The sequence below is a fragment of the Rhodoferax sp. genome (assembly GCF_011391645.1).
Classification (GTDB): Bacteria; Pseudomonadota; Gammaproteobacteria; order Burkholderiales; family Burkholderiaceae_C; genus Rhodoferax.
Map to the genome: position 1 here is coordinate 1 of NZ_JAABQC010000067.1, position 15,507 is coordinate 15,507.

At 59.1% G+C, this 15,507-nt stretch carries 23 protein-coding genes; 17 read left to right on the top strand and 6 right to left on the bottom strand.

All coding sequences use genetic code 11. The annotated features are described in order from the left end of the window. The 12 genes from rpsJ to GPS82_RS09450 all read left to right on the top strand — a co-directional run. A partial coding sequence (gene rpsJ, locus GPS82_RS09395; protein ID WP_296493771.1) for a 30S ribosomal protein S10 occupies positions 1 to 294 on the top strand: 294 nt, incomplete at its 5' end. A gap of 201 nt (positions 295 to 495) precedes the next feature. Continuing rightward, complete coding sequence (gene rplC / locus GPS82_RS09400) at positions 496 to 1,176, top strand: 50S ribosomal protein L3 (protein ID WP_296493819.1); 681 nt, start codon at positions 496 to 498, stop codon at positions 1,174 to 1,176. Continuing rightward, positions 1,176 to 1,796 (top strand): 50S ribosomal protein L4, encoded by a 621-nt coding sequence (rplD, locus tag GPS82_RS09405; protein ID WP_296493773.1) that lies wholly within the window; start codon positions 1,176 to 1,178, stop codon positions 1,794 to 1,796. The genes rplC and rplD overlap by 1 nt, the downstream gene beginning before the upstream one ends. Then, on the top strand, positions 1,793 to 2,119 hold the full coding sequence (gene rplW / locus GPS82_RS09410) for a 50S ribosomal protein L23 (RefSeq protein WP_296493775.1): 327 nt from the start codon (positions 1,793 to 1,795) through the stop codon (positions 2,117 to 2,119). The genes rplD and rplW overlap by 4 nt, the downstream gene beginning before the upstream one ends. Before the next feature lie 2 nt (positions 2,120 to 2,121). Next, entirely contained in the window at positions 2,122 to 2,946 is an 825-nt protein-coding gene (rplB, locus tag GPS82_RS09415) for a 50S ribosomal protein L2 (protein WP_296493777.1), read from the top strand. Positions 2,947 to 2,957: 11 nt separating this feature from the next. Next, positions 2,958 to 3,236, top strand: coding sequence for a 30S ribosomal protein S19 (rpsS, locus tag GPS82_RS09420; RefSeq protein ID WP_296493780.1), 279 nt, complete (start codon positions 2,958 to 2,960; stop codon positions 3,234 to 3,236). A gap of 10 nt (positions 3,237 to 3,246) precedes the next feature. Next, entirely contained in the window at positions 3,247 to 3,576 is a 330-nt protein-coding gene (rplV, locus tag GPS82_RS09425) for a 50S ribosomal protein L22 (RefSeq protein WP_296493783.1), read from the top strand. Between the two features lie 16 nt (positions 3,577 to 3,592). After that, the gene (gene rpsC, locus GPS82_RS09430; RefSeq protein WP_296493784.1) at positions 3,593 to 4,489 is read left to right on the top strand and encodes a 30S ribosomal protein S3; all 897 of its coding nucleotides are present in this window, start codon (positions 3,593 to 3,595) and stop codon (positions 4,487 to 4,489) included. A gap of 2 nt (positions 4,490 to 4,491) precedes the next feature. Then, positions 4,492 to 4,908, top strand: coding sequence for a 50S ribosomal protein L16 (gene rplP / locus GPS82_RS09435; RefSeq protein WP_296493788.1), 417 nt, complete (start codon positions 4,492 to 4,494; stop codon positions 4,906 to 4,908). A 15-nt stretch (positions 4,909 to 4,923) separates the two neighbouring features. Further along, on the top strand, positions 4,924 to 5,130 hold the full coding sequence (gene rpmC / locus GPS82_RS09440) for a 50S ribosomal protein L29 (protein ID WP_296276372.1): 207 nt from the start codon (positions 4,924 to 4,926) through the stop codon (positions 5,128 to 5,130). Positions 5,131 to 5,140: 10 nt separating this feature from the next. Next, positions 5,141 to 5,410, top strand: coding sequence for a 30S ribosomal protein S17 (rpsQ, locus tag GPS82_RS09445; protein WP_296493791.1), 270 nt, complete (start codon positions 5,141 to 5,143; stop codon positions 5,408 to 5,410). A gap of 91 nt (positions 5,411 to 5,501) precedes the next feature. Beyond that, positions 5,502 to 6,008 carry a peroxiredoxin gene (locus tag GPS82_RS09450; protein ID WP_296493793.1) on the top strand — a complete coding sequence of 169 codons (507 nt, stop codon included), beginning with the start codon at positions 5,502 to 5,504 and terminating at the stop codon, positions 6,006 to 6,008. Positions 6,009 to 6,052: 44 nt separating this feature from the next. Here GPS82_RS09450 and GPS82_RS09455 read toward each other — a convergent pair whose 3' ends face one another. Next, positions 6,053 to 6,541 carry a GNAT family N-acetyltransferase gene (locus GPS82_RS09455; RefSeq protein WP_296493821.1) on the bottom strand — a complete coding sequence of 163 codons (489 nt, stop codon included), beginning with the start codon at positions 6,539 to 6,541 and terminating at the stop codon, positions 6,053 to 6,055. Between the two features lie 24 nt (positions 6,542 to 6,565). Next, the gene (locus tag GPS82_RS09460; protein ID WP_296493796.1) at positions 6,566 to 7,234 is read right to left on the bottom strand and encodes a cytochrome b/b6 domain-containing protein; all 669 of its coding nucleotides are present in this window, start codon (positions 7,232 to 7,234) and stop codon (positions 6,566 to 6,568) included. Positions 7,235 to 7,325: 91 nt separating this feature from the next. Here GPS82_RS09460 and GPS82_RS09465 point away from each other — a divergent pair, with 91 nt between their 5' ends. The 5 genes from GPS82_RS09465 (at position 7,326) to ptsP (ending at position 11,783) form a co-directional block, all read left to right on the top strand. After that, entirely contained in the window at positions 7,326 to 7,778 is a 453-nt protein-coding gene (locus GPS82_RS09465; RefSeq protein ID WP_296493798.1) for a cytochrome c, read from the top strand. Between the two features lie 236 nt (positions 7,779 to 8,014). Then, the gene (locus GPS82_RS09470; RefSeq protein WP_296493801.1) at positions 8,015 to 9,271 is read left to right on the top strand and encodes an MFS transporter; all 1,257 of its coding nucleotides are present in this window, start codon (positions 8,015 to 8,017) and stop codon (positions 9,269 to 9,271) included. 52 nt (positions 9,272 to 9,323) lie between these two features. Next, positions 9,324 to 9,770: a PTS fructose transporter subunit IIA gene (locus GPS82_RS09475; protein ID WP_296493803.1), complete on the top strand. Its 447-nt coding sequence runs from the start codon at positions 9,324 to 9,326 to the stop codon at positions 9,768 to 9,770. Next, positions 9,739 to 10,008: an HPr family phosphocarrier protein gene (locus tag GPS82_RS09480; protein ID WP_296493805.1), complete on the top strand. Its 270-nt coding sequence runs from the start codon at positions 9,739 to 9,741 to the stop codon at positions 10,006 to 10,008. The genes GPS82_RS09475 and GPS82_RS09480 overlap by 32 nt, the downstream gene beginning before the upstream one ends. Then, a complete protein-coding gene (ptsP, locus tag GPS82_RS09485; RefSeq protein WP_296493808.1) occupies positions 10,005 to 11,783 on the top strand; it encodes a phosphoenolpyruvate--protein phosphotransferase in 1,779 nt (592 codons plus the stop codon). The genes GPS82_RS09480 and ptsP overlap by 4 nt, the downstream gene beginning before the upstream one ends. Positions 11,784 to 11,798: 15 nt before the next feature. Here ptsP and GPS82_RS09490 read toward each other — a convergent pair whose 3' ends face one another. The 4 genes from GPS82_RS09490 to glxR all read right to left on the bottom strand — a co-directional run bounded on the left by GPS82_RS09490 (position 11,799) and on the right by glxR (position 15,425). Continuing rightward, complete coding sequence (locus tag GPS82_RS09490; RefSeq protein ID WP_296493810.1) at positions 11,799 to 12,524, bottom strand: LrgB family protein; 726 nt, start codon at positions 12,522 to 12,524, stop codon at positions 11,799 to 11,801. Next, on the bottom strand, positions 12,517 to 12,864 hold the full coding sequence (locus GPS82_RS09495; protein ID WP_296493812.1) for a CidA/LrgA family protein: 348 nt from the start codon (positions 12,862 to 12,864) through the stop codon (positions 12,517 to 12,519). The genes GPS82_RS09490 and GPS82_RS09495 overlap by 8 nt, the downstream gene beginning before the upstream one ends. Positions 12,865 to 12,876: 12 nt before the next feature. Then, positions 12,877 to 14,379 carry an FAD-linked oxidase C-terminal domain-containing protein gene (locus tag GPS82_RS09500; RefSeq protein WP_296493816.1) on the bottom strand — a complete coding sequence of 501 codons (1,503 nt, stop codon included), beginning with the start codon at positions 14,377 to 14,379 and terminating at the stop codon, positions 12,877 to 12,879. A gap of 140 nt (positions 14,380 to 14,519) precedes the next feature. After that, a complete protein-coding gene (gene glxR / locus GPS82_RS09505) occupies positions 14,520 to 15,425 on the bottom strand; it encodes a 2-hydroxy-3-oxopropionate reductase (protein ID WP_296493818.1) in 906 nt (301 codons plus the stop codon). Positions 15,426 to 15,507: the final 82 nt, after the last annotated feature.

The following is a 15,507-nucleotide window of genomic DNA, read 5'->3' on the forward strand; positions in this document are numbered from 1 at the left end:
CGCATCCGCCTGAAGGCGTTTGACTACAAATTGATCGACCAGTCAGCGGCAGAGATCGTTGACACCGCCAAGCGCACCGGTGCGATTGTCAAGGGCCCCGTGCCGTTGCCAACGCGCATGAAGCGTTTTGACATTCTGCGTTCACCGCACGTCAACAAAACGAGTCGTGACCAGTTGGAAATCCGCACCCATCAGCGCCTGATGGACATCGTTGACCCGACGGACAAGACGGTTGACGCATTGATGAAGCTCGATTTGCCAGCTGGCGTCGATGTTGAGATCAAGCTTCAGTAAAAAATGTTGCGGTTAATGCCACTAAACGGTGTTAACCGCTTCTTTGGGTAGCGTCGCTTCTTGCCAGACCGGCTGGTTAGCGCTATACTCGCAGGCTCTGTTGCTTTGCCAGTCATGGCAACAGAGTTTTATTAACAGTCTTTCACGCAAAAACGTGTGCAGCCAATTGAAGTTGCACCGGTGAAAGTTACGGAGAAAACAATGAGTCTTAGCAATCACTTAGGGTTGCTGGGGCGCAAAGTTGGCATGATGCGTCTGTTCACGGACGACGGGGTTTCAATTCCCGTCACCGTGGTCGATGTGTCAAACAACCGCGTGACCCAGGTCAAAACCCAAGAGAATGACGGCTATGTCGCTTTGCAAGTGACATTTGGTGCGCGTAAAGCTTCGCGCGTCAACAAGCCGGCCGCTGGCCACCTCGCCAAGGCGGGGGTTGAAGCTGGTGAAATTATTCGTGAATTTCGAGTCCCCGCCGAAATGGCATCCCAGTACCAGGCTGGTGCCTCGGTGTCTGTGACGGCTGTCTTTGCAGCGGGTCAAAAGGTGGACGTGCAAGGCACGACCATCGGCAAGGGCTTCGCAGGCACGATCAAGCGTCACCACATGAAATCCCAACGCGCGTCGCACGGTAACAGCCGTTCGCACAATGTGCCGGGCTCGATTGGTATGGCGCAGGATCCGGGTCGTGTGTTTCCGGGCAAGCGCATGACGGGCCACCTGGGCGATGACTTGGTCACCACCCAAAACCTCGATGTGATTCGCATTGACGAAGCACGTCAACTGCTGATGATCAAGGGTGCGATTCCTGGTTCGGCGGGCGGTTTTGTGACCGTGCGTCCTGCTGTCAAGGCAAAAACAACTGAAGCGAAGGGAGCGAACTGATGCAGCTCGAACTCCTTAATGACCAAGGTCAGGCGGCATCCAAGTTTGATGTGTCTGAAACCGTCTTTGGCCGCGCCTACAACGAAGACCTGGTTCACCAGGTGGTTGTGGCTTTTCAGGCCAATGCCCGTCAAGGCACGCGCGCTCAAAAAGACCGCGAGCAAGTGCGTCACTCGACCAAGAAGCCTTTCAATCAAAAAGGCACCGGTCGTGCACGTGCCGGTATGACGTCCTCGCCCTTGTGGCGTGGCGGCGGTCGGATTTTCCCGAACATGCCTGACGAAAATTTTGCCCAGAAGATCAACAAGAAGATGTACCGTGCCGGCATGGCTTCCATCTTCTCGCAGTTGGCCCGCGAAGGCCGTCTGGCTGTGGTGGACTCGCTCACCGTTGATTCCCCCAAGACCAAGGCCTTGGCTTCCAAGTTCAAAGCCATGAATCTTGACTCGGTGCTGGTGATTGCGGATGAGGTTGATGAAAACCTGTATCTCGCATCGCGCAACCTGGTGAATATTCTGGTGGTTGAGCCTCGCTATGCCGATCCCGTGTCATTGGTCCACTACCGCAAGGTGCTGGTGACCAAGGCTGCCATGGGCAAACTCCAGGAGATGTTCGCATGAGCCACGGTTCTCAAAATCTCAAATTCGACGAAGGTCGTCTGATGCAGGTGCTGGTGGCGCCGATCGTGTCTGAAAAGGCAACGATGGCCGCCGAGAAAAGCAATGCCGTGACCTTCAAGGTGCTGCAGGACGCAACCAAGCCGGAAATCAAGGCGGCGGTTGAATTGATGTTCAAAGTTGAAGTCAAGGGCGTTTCTGTGGTCAATACCAAAGGCAAGACCAAGCGCTTTGGCAAGTCGGTCGGTCGCCGTGACAACGTGCGCAAGGCCTACGTGATGCTCAAGCCAGGTCAAGAGTTGAACCTTGGTGGGGAGGCTGCTTAATCATGGCTGTTATCAAAATGAAACCAACTTCGCCAGGCCGTCGCGGCATGGTGAAGATTTCGCGTGATCACCTGCACAAGGGTGCACCTCACGCCGCGCTGCTGGAGCCTCAGTTCCAGCACGCAGGTCGTAACAATAACGGCCACATCACGACTCGCCACAAAGGCGGTGGTCACAAGCATCACTACCGCGTGGTCGACTTTCTTCGCAACAAGGATGGCATCGCTGCCAAAGTTGAGCGTATTGAATATGACCCCAACCGTTCCGCGCACATCGCTTTGGTGTGTTACGCAGACGGTGAGCGCAAGTACATCATCGCCCCGCGCGGTCTTGAGGTCGGCAGTTCCATCATGAGCGGGGCCGAGGCGCCGATTCGTGTCGGCAACACCTTGCCGATTCGCAACATCCCGGTGGGCTCGATCATTCATTGCATCGAATTGCAGGTCGGTAAAGGCGCTCAAGTGGTTCGTTCTGCCGGTGCTTCAGCCACATTGCTGGCGCGTGAAGGCACCTATGCCCAGGTGCGTATGCGCTCGGGCGAAGTGCGCAAGATTCACATTGAATGCCGCGCCACTCTTGGCCAGGTTGCCAACGAAGAACACAGCTTGCGCCGTTTGGGCAAGGCTGGTGTGAAGCGCTGGATGGGGATTCGCCCGACCGTTCGCGGTGTGGTGATGAACCCGGTGGATCACCCACATGGTGGTGGCGAGGGTAAGACCGGCGAGGGCCGCCATCCAGTCGATCCTTGGGGTAATCTGACCAAGGGTTACCGTACCCGTAACAACAAGCGCACGCAGGTCATGATCGTGTCGCGTCGCAAGAAGTAAGGGGTAGGTAAATGACTCGTTCTCTCAAAAAAGGTCCCTTTGTTGACCAACACCTGATCGCCAAGACCGAAAAGGCCGTGGCTACCAAGGACAAAAAGCCGATCAAGACCTGGTCGCGTCGCTCAATGGTTCTGCCCGATTTCATCGGTCTGACCATTGCTGTGCACAATGGCAAGCAGCATGTGCCTGTGTATATCACTGACCAAATGGTTGGCCATAAGTTGGGTGAGTTCGCTCTCACCCGGACTTTCAAGGGCCACCCTGCGGACAAAAAAGTGTCAAAGAAATAAGGAGTTGACCATGGAAACACGTGCAACCCTTCGGGGCGTTCGTCTCTCGGTCGACAAAGGCCGTCTGGTCGCGGACTTGATTCGCGGCAAAAAAGTGGATCAGGCTCTGAACATTTTGCAGTTCACACAGAAAAAAGCTGCCGTGATCATCAAGAAGGTTCTTGAGTCTGCCATTGCCAATGCTGAGCACAATGATGGTGCCGATATCGACGAACTGAAGGTGAAAACCATCTATGTCGAGCAAGGTACATCGCTCAGGCGCTTCACGGCCCGCGCAAAAGGTCGTGGCAACCAGATCAGAAAACCCACGTGCCATGTGTACGTGACGGTTGGTAACTGAAAGAGGCCAGCAAGATATGGGACAAAAAATCCATCCAACCGGCTTTCGCTTGTCGATCAGCCGCAACTGGGCATCTCGTTGGTATGCCAATGACCGAGATTTCGCTGGCATGCTGGCGGAAGACATCAAGGTGCGCGAGTACCTGAAAGCCAAGCTCAAGAACGCGTCAGTGTCGCGCATCCTGATCGAGCGTCCTGCCAAGAACGCCCGCATCACCATTTACTCGTCTCGTCCGGGTGTGGTGATCGGCAAGAAAGGTGAAGACATCGAGAACCTCAAGCGCGAGCTGGGCCGCAAACTGGGCGTGCCGGTGGCCGTCAACATCGAAGAAGTGCGCAAGCCTGAAATCGATGCCAAGTTGATCGCCGACTCCATCACGCAGCAGCTCGAAAAACGCATCATGTTCCGTCGGGCCATGAAGCGCGCCATGCAAAACGCGATGCGTCTGGGTGCCCTGGGCATCAAGATCATGTCGTCGGGTCGTTTGAACGGGATTGAAATCGCCCGCTGCGAATGGTACCGCGAAGGCCGCGTGCCGCTTCACACCCTGCGTGCTGACATCGACTACGGTACCTCGGAAGCCAAAACCACTTACGGCATCATTGGTGTCAAGGTCTGGGTTTACAAGGGTGACACCTTGGGCCGCAACGATCTCCCGGCAGTGGAAACACCGCGTCCCGATGACGAGCGTCGTCCACGTGGCCCGCGTCGTGATGACCGTGGTGGCCGTCCAGGTGCCGATCGTCCCGCCCCGCGCGGTGCGCGTCGCCCGATGGGCGCCAACGCCGCACCTGCCGATGGCAGTGACAAACCCGCAGTGGCTCTTGGAGCCGATGCACCTAAACCCACCGTTCAGCGCGTCCGCAAGGTAGCCGCGCCAGCCGCTGCAGCAGCTGACGGTAAAGGAGAATAATTATGTTGCAACCCGCTCGTCGCAAGTATCGCAAAGAGCAAAAGGGCCGTAACACCGGTATAGCAACCCGGGGTAGCTCGGTTGCGTTTGGTGATTTCGGTCTGAAATGTATTGATCGCGGTCGTTTGACGGCACGCCAGATTGAGGCGGCACGTCGTGCTGTCTCGCGTCACGTCAAACGTGGTGGACGCATTTGGATTCGGGTGTTCCCTGACAAGCCTATTTCCCAAAAGCCAGCAGAAGTGCGGATGGGTAACGGTAAAGGTAACCCCGAGTATTACGTGGCTGAGATCCAGCCCGGCAAGATCGTGTTTGAAATCGTGGGTGTCACCGAAGAATTGGCCCGTGAAGCGTTCCGTTTGGCAGCCGCCAAACTGCCGCTGCGCACCACCTTCGTGTCGCGCATGATCGGTCAGTAATCAGGAGAAATTGATATGAAAACGACTGAATTACGCCAAAAAGACGTCGCCGGTTTGCAGGCAGAAGTCAAAGCGCTGCAAAAGGCACACTTTGGTTTGCGCATGCAAAAAGCGACCCAACAACTCAACAATACAGCCACGCTGCGTTCCGCACGCCGTGACATCGCTCGCGCCAAGACCATTCTGGTCGAAAAGCAAGCCGCTGTTCCATCCGCCAAATAAGGAGCGAAATATGACGGAAGCTAAAACATCCCTCAAGCGCACCTTGATTGGCAAGGTGGTCAGTGACAAGCGTGCCAAGACGGTCACGGTGCTGATTGAGCGCCGCGTCAAGCACGAGTTGTACGGCAAGATTGTTGGCAAGTCCAGCAAATACCACGCCCATGACGAAAAGGGCGAGTACAAAATGGGCGACATGATCGAAATATCGGAAAGCCGTCCCATTTCCAAGACCAAGAACTGGGTGGCGACGCGTTTGGTCCAAAAGGCCTCGCTGGTTTAAGTCTTTCCACAGGCTGCCTGTCAGCACGATTGAAAACGGCTCACAATTGTGAGCCGTTTTTGTTTTTTCATTGTTTTTTCAGGAGTTAGAGATGATTCAAGTAGGTGACCAATTACCAGCTGCGACGCTGATGGAATTCCACGATACCGAAGCGGGTGGCTGCAGCCTGGGCCCCAACCCGGTCGATGTCGTGGCCGCCAGTGCTGGCAAGACCATTGCACTGTTCGCGGTGCCCGGTGCCTTCACACCTACTTGTTCAGCCAAGCATGTGCCGGGCTACATCAGCAACTTCGACGCACTCAAAGCGGCGGGTGTTGACGAGATTTGGTGTGTCAGTGTCAATGATGCTTTTGTCATGGGTGCCTGGGCGCGTGATCAGAAGACCGGCGACAAAGTGCGCATGCTCGCCGATGGCGATGCGGCGTTTGCCAAGGCCACCGGCTTGACGCTTGACCTGAACGGCAAGGGTCTGGGGCTGCGCAGCAACCGCTACTCGATGCTGGTTAAAGACGGCAAGGTGGTCACGCTCAATATTGAAGGTCCTGGCAAGTTCGAAGTCAGTGATGCCGCCACCCTGCTGGCACAAGCCAAAGCCTGATCCCATTCAGTCGGCGTGAGGTGCAGTGAAGCTGCACCTCCTGGTCAAAGTCGCGCCATCAGATAGTGGGCGCCTTCAATGGGGTTGTAGTAATAAGGGGGCACCTCGGTGAAGCCAAGCTCCTGGTACATCGCGCGCGCCGTCTCCATTTCGCTCAAGGTATCCAGCAGCATGCTGGCGTAACCGGCTTGCTGTGCTGCCTCCATCACGGCTTCAGCCAGACGCCGCCCCAAGCCGCAACCGCGCAGGTCCGGGCGCACATACAGGCGTTTCATTTCGCATGCATTGGGGTAATCAGCCGCGTCAAGCGGCCGTAGCGCGCAACAGCCAACCAGTTCGCGCTGCGTTCGGGCAAGGATGAGCGCGCCACGCGGCGCGGCATAGTCGCCCGGTAGTGCGGCCAGTTCGGCGTCAAAATTCTGAAAGCACAGATCAATGGGCAGGCTCGCGGCATATTCCGCAAGCAGTGAGCGAACCAATGCCAGCTCCGACAAGTCTGTCAGCGGCTGAATGCGAATGGTGTCAGACGTCATACCGGCCAGCAGTGTGTCTGCCATTCAGCCGTTCAGGCCGGTGACGACGCTGCCCACCAATGCCGCACAAGCCAGAAAAACCAGTCCTGCGCGGCCCCGCTCAGTCCAGCCATCACCAGCACTGGGTGCTTCAAAGGGAACCAATTTGTCCCCCGTGATCATGGGTTTGACAAGATTGTCTTGCTTGCGAAAATAATAAAAGGCAATGGCACCCAAATGCAAGGCCACCAGTCCCAGCAGGATGTATTTGCCAATATCTTTATGGTAGTAGGTGGCAACACTGACCCAGTCCGAAGGCACAAAGCGTGTCAAGGGGCCGGCCGCAGCAATTTCATCATCACTCATCAGGCCTGAGGCCACCTGCATGGCCAGGAGAGAGAGCACTGCCAGGATGGAAAGGGCGCCCAGCGGGTTGTGGCCGACAGCGTCGTGCGGTTTGCCTTGCCCTCGCAGGTAACGCCAGATTTGGGGCAGACCCACAATGAATGTGGAAAAACGTGACCAGTGGCCGCCAAACAGGCCCCAGACAACACGAAACAGCAGCAAGGTCAAAACGGCATAGCCAAAGCGGAAATGCCAGTCCATGGCAGTGCCGCCCACTTGACTGGTGACCAGCAAACCGACAAAACAAAGCACCAACGCCCAATGAAACAGGCGCGTCGGCGCGTCCCAGACACGAACAATCACAGCCATTAAGTTCCTTCAGGACAATGGAAAAAGACGAAACGAATTCTCATACACTTTGCACCTCAACTTGTTTTAGTTTAACGACGAAAGGTCTCCCATGAAAAAACTCACGACTTGGCTGCTGGCGGCGGCGGTACTCACCATGGCCGTACCCGCATCGGCCCAATTTGCCAAAGCCGAAGACGCCATCAAGTACCGTCAGGGCGCCCTGTTTGTGATGCAGCAAAATTTTTCTCGGGTGGCTGGCATGGCCTCAGGAAAAATCCCGTTTGATGCCAAAGTTGCCGCCGAAAGTGCTGCTGTTGCGGAGTTTATGTCCAAACTGCCCTGGGCCGGCTTTGGCCCCGGCACCGACAAGGGCGATACCGATGCCAAGCCCGAAATATGGGCCCAAAAGGCGAAGTTTGATGACTACGCCAAGAAAATGGAGACTGAAATGGGCAAGTTGGCTGTCGCAGCGAAGACAGGCAATCTGGACACCATCAAGGCTGCAGTCGGTCCCACCGGGGGAACCTGCAAGTCGTGCCATGATGACTTCCGTGCCAAGTAAGTCGCGCTGAAGGCATGGGCCTTGGACGTCGCATGGCCGTCCGGCCCTGCCTGGCATGACGGGCTTTGACATGCTGCCATTCAACCATTCGCTCGCGCGGCACCACGAATCGGCTCTCGCGCCATTGGTCAACGATGCCACCCATGCACCCGCGTCGGAGGGGTTCAAGTTTTGATTGAGCGCTGCCGTGCCGACAGCACGTCGCTGCAAAACGTGTCTGTTGCCCTGCGATCCTGATGACTGATTCTGATCCAACTTGCCACCTGTCCCGGCGAAATGCCGTGCTGGTGTTTGCCGCCTTTGCCTTTGCCTACTTTCTCTCGGCCCTGATCCGCGCCATCACGGCCACGCTATCGCCCACGCTGACGCAGGAATTTGCGCTGAATGCGCAGGATCTGGGGTTGCTGGCCGGCGGCTACTTTCTGGGTTTTGCCGCGACCCAGTTGCCTTTGGGGGCGTGGTTGGACCGGCACGGCCCCAAAAAGGTGATTGTGTACTTCTTGCTGGTGGCGGTGCTCGGCTGCGTGGCCTTTTCCATGGCCGACAGCTTTTCGGGCTTGCTGCTTGCTCGCTTCCTGAGCGGGGTTGGTTTGAGTGCCTGCCTGATGGCGCCGCTGACCGGTTACCGCCGCTGGTTTGCGGCGAGTGCTCAAATGCGCGCCAACTCCTGGATGTTGATGACCGGCTCCTTTGGCATGGTGGCCTCCACCTTGCCGGTGCAATGGTTGATGCCGCTGGTGGGCTGGCGTGTGCTGTTTTGGGGACTGGCGGCATTGGTCTTGCTGGCCATGTTCCTGATCGCCTGGCAGGCTCCCCATTGGCAGAATGTGGTGGCACACACCGATGCCCGGCCCGCCGCCAAACCGGGCTATGGCGCCGTCTGGCGACATCCGTATTTCAGAAGCATGGCGCCAATGGCATTTTTCATTTATGGCGGAATGGTCGCCATGCAAACCCTGTGGGTCACGCCATGGATGATTCGCGTGGCCGGCTTTTCGCCGCTGCAAGCGGCTGTTGGCCTGTTTTGGCTTAATGTGGCGATGCTGACCAGTTTCTGGGCCTGGGGCATGGTCTACCCCTGGTTGGCCCGGCGTGGCCACACTGCCGATCGGCTGATCAGTTATGGCCTGCCGCTGAGTTTCGTCGTGCTTGCGCTGATCATTGCGGCCGGCCCGGGCGTGGGTGGCTGGGCGGCTGCGGCCTGGGCCTTGTACTGCGTGAGCTGCACTTTTATTTCCTTGGCGCAACCTGCGGTGGCCATGGCGTTTCCACCCAACCTGGCTGGGCGTGCCTTGTCGTCGTATAACCTGCTGATTTTTTCTGGTGTTTTTGTGGTTCAGTGGGGAATCGGCCTGGCCATCGATGGCTTTCGGGCCTTGGGATGGCAAGAGGTTTCAGCCTTTCAGATGGCGATGACGATCTATTTGCTCTTCACCGTTGCGGCATACGCGTACTTTTTGACAACAAAAAGTCATAATCAGGCACCGGCCTGAACGATGCGGAACAGCACCATGCCACTTCAAGATTGCAGCACCCGTGAACAACATGAATAACGGTATTTTCATCATTGCACATGCGCCCCTGGCCACAGCCCTGCGTCAGTGCGTGCTGCATGTTTTTCCGGACGCGGCCGCATCGCTGGCAGTGCTGGACGTGCAACCCAACACCCCGGCCGACGAGTCCCTGTCCACAGCGCGTTTGACGCTGGCGCTGCTCAACGCCGAGCACACGCTGATCCTGACCGACATGTTTGGCGCCACGCCCTGCAATGTGGCGCAAAAATTGGCCGATGGCGTGAGCACCCGACTGGTGGCGGGTGTGAACCTGCCGATGCTACTGCGAGCCATCACCTACCGCAGCGAATCCATGGATGCCCTGGTGGCGCGCGTGATTGCCGGTGGCACCCAGGGCGTGATGCAGGTGGCCGTCACGGCACCGCAAAATCAGCAACGAAAACCAAATGATCAAAACCACGACCACCATCAACAATAAATTGGGGCTTCACGCGCGCGCTTCTGCCAAGTTGACCAAACTGGCCGGCAGTTTTCCGTGTGAGGTCTGGATGTCGCGCGGCGAGCGTCGCGTCAATGCCAAAAGTATCATGGGCGTCATGATGCTGGCCGCCGGGATAGGCTCGCAGATCGAAATTGAAACCCATGGGGAGCAGGAGCAGCAGGCCATGGAGGCCTTGCTGGCGCTGGTGGCAGACAAGTTTGGAGAAGGTGAATGACCTTTGCCATTCACGGACTGGCCGTGGCCCGTGGCATTGCCATCGGACGGGCGGTGCTGGTCGCTTCCAGTCGGCTGGATGTGGCGCATTACTTCATTGAGCCCGCACAGGTCGCCTCTGAGATCAACCGGGTGCGGGACGGCCGGGATGCGGTGGTGGCAGAAATTCGCCGCCTGCAGACCAGCGTGGGTCACATGGGACCCAAGGAAACACCGCACGAGTTGGCAGCCCTGCTTGATGTTCACCTGATGCTATTGCAGGACCGGGAATTGGCGGCGGGCGTGCGGCACTGGATCAAGGACCGGCTCTACAACGCAGAATGGGCGCTGACTTCGCAACTCGATGTGGTGGCGCGCCAGTTTGACGAAATGGAAGATGAATACCTGCGCGAGCGCAAGGCTGACCTGGAGCAGATCACCGAAAAGGTCCTGCGCGCCATGCGCGGCGTGTCATCACCGTTGATCCAGCCCCTGGCGCGCGCCGGGCGGCAAACTTCGCAACAGGATTTGTTGCTTGACGACACTGTGGATGTGCCCCTGATTCTGGTGGCGCATGATCTCTCGCCAGCGGACATGATGCAATTCAAGCAAAGCGTTTTCGCTGGTTTCATCACCGACGTGGGCGGCAAGACTTCGCACACTGCCATTGTGGCGCGCAGCCTGGACATTCCGGCGGTGGTGGGTGCCCGGTTGGGCAGTCACCTGATTCAGCAGGACGACTGGGTAGTGATCGACGGGGACGCGGGTGTGGTGGTGGTGGACCCGTCGCCAATCATCCTGGCTGAATACGGTTTCAGGCAACGCCAGGGCGAACTTCAGCGTGGCCGTCTGGCGCGCCTGCTGCACACGCCGGCCGTGACGCTGGACGGGCAAAAAGTTGAACTGCTGGCCAATATCGAAATGCCGGATGACGCCGCCGCCGCGCTGAAGGCCGGGGCTGTCGGGGTGGGCCTGTTTCGCAGCGAGTTTTTGTTCATGGGGCGCCACGGCAAGCTGCCCAATGAGGAGGAGCAGTACCTGGCTTACCGGCGCGCGGTGGAAGGCATGCAGGGCTTGCCGGTCACGATTCGTACTGTCGATGTCGGCGCCGACAAACCGCTTGACGAATCGCTGCGCGACGATGCCCACCTGAACCCGGCGCTCGGTTTGCGCGCCATTCGTTGGAGCCTTGCCGACCCCGCCATGTTTCTGACGCAATTGCGCGCCATTCTGCGTGCGGCAGCCCATGGCCAGATCCATTTGTTGATCCCGATGCTGGTGCACGCCCGTGAAATTCGCCAGACCATGGCGCTGATTGACCACGCCCGCGTGCAGTTGGACAACCGTGGCGTGGCAAACGGCCCGGTCAAAATTGGTGCCATGATCGAAATCCCGGCCGCTGCGCTGACCCTCAAGGTGTTTCTCAAGTACTTTGACTTCTTGTCCATCGGCACCAATGACCTGATTCAGTACACGCTGGCCATTGACCGGGCCGACGAATCGGTTGCGCACTTGTATGACCCGATGCACCCGGCCGTATTGCGCCTGGTGGCCAACACCATTGCCGAGGGCCATGCGCAAGGCAAACCGGTCAGCCTGTGCGGCGAAATGGCGGGGGATGTCAGCATGACCCGCTTGCTGCTGGGCATGGGGCTGCGGAGTTTTTCCATGCAACCAGCGCAAATCCTGGCGGTCAAGCAGGAAATTTTGCGCGCCGACACCAGCAAGCTGGCGCCTTGGGCCGCGCAGCTGATTGCCGATGACGAACCCATGCTTCAGCCACAAAAAGCGGCTTGACCGAACCCGGGCGAATCAGAACAGCCGGAACAGCAGCGGGATCAGCAGGGAGGCCAGAACCACCTGCAAGCCCAAGGCCAGGCCGGCAAAAGCGCCGGCATCTGCGTTGACCTGCAAAGCCCGTGCCGCGCCAATGCCGTGCGCGGCCGTCCCCAGGGAGAAACCACGCGCCATCCAGCCATGGCCGTCTGTTGGAATCTTCAGAAGCCCGAACAAGGCCTTGCCACTGAGCGCACCCACCATGCCGGTCACCACCGCAAATACCGCCGCCAGGGCGGGAATGCCGCCAATTTTGTCGGCAATGCCCATGGCCACCGGCGCAGTAACCGATTTGGGCGCCAGCGACAGCACCACCTCGAGCGGCAAACCCGCAAGCCAGCCCAGCAACAGCGCCGACCCGCTGGCTGCCACGCCGCCCACCAGCGCCGCCGCCAGCAGGGCGCGCCAGTGCTGGCGCAGGGCGGCGCGCCGCTCCCAAAGCGGCCAGGCCAGCGCCACCACGGCGGGCCCGAGCAGAAAATGGATGAACTGTGCGCCTGAAAAGTAGCTGGGGTAATCCACTCCGGTGACAGTGAGCAGACTGGCCAAGGCAACCACCGACCACAACACCGGATTGGCCCAGGCGGCTTGGTCCAGCCGCGCATACAGGGCTTGTGCCAGCACGTAAATCACCAGCGTGGCGGTCAGGCCGAACAGCGGCGTGGCCGACAGGTAAATCCACAATTCGACAAAGTTAGGCATCGCGGCGACCCTTGAACGCCCGCAGCACCAGCACGGTGACGGCGAGTCCGAACCAGGTCGACACCACCACCACCACCAGCATGCGCACACCGTACTGCCCCAGCAATCCCAGGTGCGTCATCACGCCGACGCCCACCGGCACAAACAGCAGCGACAGGTGCGACAGCAGAAAATTGGCGCACTCCGCCACGGGCTCACGCACCATGGGAAGTTGCAGCGCCAGCAGCAGCAGCAACATGCCAATCACCGGCCCCGGAAAGGACAGGCTCAGGCCTCGCGACAGAAGCTCGCCCAGTGACTGCATGGCCAGCAGCCAGGCCAGTCCGCGCAAGCCGTTCATGCGGCGCTCACGTTAAAAACGCGGCAAATCCGGGTGTTTGATCTGACCGCCACGCACCAGCATCTTGCCGTATTCAGCGCAGCGGTTCAGCGTCGGGATGACCTTGCCGGGATTGAGCAGGCCCCGGGGATCGAAGGCACGCTTGACGCCAAACATCTGCTCGTTCTCGGCGGCTGAAAACTGCACGCACATGCTGTTGAGTTTTTCCACCCCCACGCCGTGCTCGCCGGTCACGGTGCCGCCCATGGCCACGCTGGTCTCCAGAATGTCGGCGCCAAACAGCTCGCAGCGGTGCAGTTGGTCCGGGTCGTTGGCATCAAACAGGATCAGCGGGTGCAGGTTGCCGTCGCCGGCGTGGAACACGTTGGCGCAGCGCAACTGGTATTTCTTCTCCATTTCGGCAATGGCCAGCAGGATGTCGGCGACACGCTTGCGCGGGATGGTGCTGTCCATGCACATGTAGTCGGGGCTGATGCGGCCGCTGGCTGGAAAAGCGTTCTTGCGTCCGCTCCAGAACTTGAGGCGTTCCTGCTCACTCTGGCTCACGGCAACTTTGGTGGCACCCTCGGCCAGCAGCACCGCGCTCATGCGGCCAATTTCTTCCTCGACCTCCTCGGGCGTGCCATCGCTTTCGCACAGCAAAATCGCCTCAGCGGTGAGGTCGTAACCGGCATGCACGTAGTCTTCCACCGCCGCCGTCATCGGCTTGTCCATCATCTCGAGACCGGCCGGTATGATGCCGGCCGCAATCACGGCGGCCACCGCGTCACCGGCTTTGCGGATGTCATCGAAGCTGGCCATGATGCAGCGTGCCAGCATCGGTTTGGGGATGAGTTTCACGGTGACTTCCAGCACCACCGCCAGCATGCCTTCCGACCCGATCACCACACTCATCAGGTCATAGCCGGGCGCGTCGAGTGCGTCCGAGCCGAATTCAACCGGCTCGCCTTCCATGGTGAAGCCCTTGATCTTGACGATGTTGTGCAGTGTCAGACCGTATTTGAGGCAGTGCACGCCACCGGAGTTTTCGGCCACATTGCCGCCAATGGTGCAGGCAATCTGGCTGGACGGGTCGGGCGCGTAGTACAGGCCCAAAGGTGCCGCCGCCTCGCTGATGGCCAGGTTGCGCACGCCGCACTGCACCACCGCCGTGCGCGACAGCGGGTCAAGCTTCAGGATTTTGTTGAACTTGGCCATCGACAAGGTCACTCCCAAGGCATTCGGCATGGCCCCGCCTGACAGGCCAGTGCCAGCGCCGCGCGCCACCACTGGCACGTTCAGGGCATGGCAGGTTTTAAGCACAGCGGCCACCTGCGCCTGTGTTTCGGGCAGGGCGACCACCAGCGGGCGCTGACGGTAGGCGGTCAGGCCGTCGCATTCATAAGGCGTGGTGTCCTCGCTGTTCCAGAGCAGCGCATGGGCCGGCAAGGATTCAAGCAGCCCTTTGACGACAAGCGCCTGACGCTCTGACCTTTGCAATGCGTCGAGGGCGCCATGAGAGAGGGGAGCGTTCATGTGTTCGATCCGTTGGGGTATGACATGCTCTGGACTTTAAGCTAAATTCAACGCTCGAAGTGGGAAGAAACTTTAACCTTCTGTTGAAAAAAACTGACGCCCCGGCAGGGGTCACCTTGACAGCTTGCGGGCAAGGTGGCTCAGGCGACTTGCTGGCCGATTTCGAAATTTGCCATGCTCTCCAGCGCCCGCACCATCGCCGAGTGGTCCCAGCCCTTGCCGCCGTGCGCTGCGCAGCTGTTGAACAGCTCTTGCGCCATGGCCGTGTTGGGCAGCGACACACCCAAAGCGCGGGCACTTGACAGCGCCAGATTCAGGTCTTTCTGGTGCAGTTCGATGCGAAAGCCGGGATCAAACGTGCGCTTGATCATGCGCTCGCCATGCACTTCCAGAATCTTGCTCGATGCAAACCCGCCCATCAGCGCCTGGCGCACACGCGCCGGGTCGGCGCCGGCCTTGGCTGCAAACACCAGCGCCTCGCCCACGGCTTCAATGTTGAGCGCCACGATGATCTGGTTGGCCACCTTGGCGGTCTGGCCATCGCCGTTGCCGCCGACCAGTGTGATGTTCTTGCCCATCAGCTCGAACAGCGGCTTGATCTTCTCGAACGTCGCCTCGGGGCCGCCGACCATGATCGACAGGGTGGCGTTTTTGGCACCCACCTGGCCGCCGGACACCGGTGCGTCGAGGTAGTCGCAGCCCAGGGCGTTGATTTTCTCGGCAAACACCTTGGTGGCAATCGGTGAGATCGAGCTCATGTCGACCACGGTCTTTCCCGGCGCCAAGCCCGCCGCAATGCCCTCGGCACCAAACAGCACGCCTTCCACATCGGGCGTGTCGGGCACCATGGTGAAGATGATGTCGGCCCGCTCGGCCACCTGGCGCGCCGTGCTGCACGCCGTTGCGCCGCTTTGGCTGATGGCTTCAGGCATGGGGCCGCGCTTGAAAACGAACAGCTGGTGCCCGGCCGCGATGAGGTGCCCGGCCATGGGGGTGCCCATGATGCCCAGGCCGATGAAGCCAATATTGAGAGAGGGTGTTGTCATGATGTGTCTCCTTAAAGTTGTCGATGAATTCAGGCGCAGAGCGCCTGGCGCCAGCCCAGGCCGGCCTCGGTGGTGGCGGCGG

Coding starts and splice junctions, on each gene's coding strand:
- GPS82_RS09480 (WP_296493805.1), top strand. CDS start 9,739: ATGATCAAAACCACGACCACCATCAACAATAAATTGGGGCTTCACGCG.
- GPS82_RS09465 (WP_296493798.1), top strand. CDS start 7,326: ATGAAAAAACTCACGACTTGGCTGCTGGCGGCGGCGGTACTCACCATG.
- rpsQ (WP_296493791.1), top strand. CDS start 5,141: ATGACGGAAGCTAAAACATCCCTCAAGCGCACCTTGATTGGCAAGGTG.
- rpsC (WP_296493784.1), top strand. CDS start 3,593: ATGGGACAAAAAATCCATCCAACCGGCTTTCGCTTGTCGATCAGCCGC.
- rplV (WP_296493783.1), top strand. CDS start 3,247: ATGGAAACACGTGCAACCCTTCGGGGCGTTCGTCTCTCGGTCGACAAA.
- GPS82_RS09490 (WP_296493810.1), bottom strand. CDS start 12,524: ATGCCTAACTTTGTCGAATTGTGGATTTACCTGTCGGCCACGCCGCTG.
- rplC (WP_296493819.1), top strand. CDS start 496: ATGAGTCTTAGCAATCACTTAGGGTTGCTGGGGCGCAAAGTTGGCATG.
- GPS82_RS09450 (WP_296493793.1), top strand. CDS start 5,502: ATGATTCAAGTAGGTGACCAATTACCAGCTGCGACGCTGATGGAATTC.
- rplP (WP_296493788.1), top strand. CDS start 4,492: ATGTTGCAACCCGCTCGTCGCAAGTATCGCAAAGAGCAAAAGGGCCGT.
- glxR (WP_296493818.1), bottom strand. CDS start 15,425: ATGACAACACCCTCTCTCAATATTGGCTTCATCGGCCTGGGCATCATG.
- GPS82_RS09455 (WP_296493821.1), bottom strand. CDS start 6,541: ATGACGTCTGACACCATTCGCATTCAGCCGCTGACAGACTTGTCGGAG.
- GPS82_RS09495 (WP_296493812.1), bottom strand. CDS start 12,864: ATGAACGGCTTGCGCGGACTGGCCTGGCTGCTGGCCATGCAGTCACTG.
- ptsP (WP_296493808.1), top strand. CDS start 10,005: ATGACCTTTGCCATTCACGGACTGGCCGTGGCCCGTGGCATTGCCATC.
- rpsS (WP_296493780.1), top strand. CDS start 2,958: ATGACTCGTTCTCTCAAAAAAGGTCCCTTTGTTGACCAACACCTGATC.
- GPS82_RS09470 (WP_296493801.1), top strand. CDS start 8,015: ATGACTGATTCTGATCCAACTTGCCACCTGTCCCGGCGAAATGCCGTG.
- rplB (WP_296493777.1), top strand. CDS start 2,122: ATGGCTGTTATCAAAATGAAACCAACTTCGCCAGGCCGTCGCGGCATG.
- GPS82_RS09460 (WP_296493796.1), bottom strand. CDS start 7,234: ATGGCTGTGATTGTTCGTGTCTGGGACGCGCCGACGCGCCTGTTTCAT.
- rpmC (WP_296276372.1), top strand. CDS start 4,924: ATGAAAACGACTGAATTACGCCAAAAAGACGTCGCCGGTTTGCAGGCA.
- GPS82_RS09500 (WP_296493816.1), bottom strand. CDS start 14,379: ATGAACGCTCCCCTCTCTCATGGCGCCCTCGACGCATTGCAAAGGTCA.
- rplD (WP_296493773.1), top strand. CDS start 1,176: ATGCAGCTCGAACTCCTTAATGACCAAGGTCAGGCGGCATCCAAGTTT.
- GPS82_RS09475 (WP_296493803.1), top strand. CDS start 9,324: ATGAATAACGGTATTTTCATCATTGCACATGCGCCCCTGGCCACAGCC.
- rplW (WP_296493775.1), top strand. CDS start 1,793: ATGAGCCACGGTTCTCAAAATCTCAAATTCGACGAAGGTCGTCTGATG.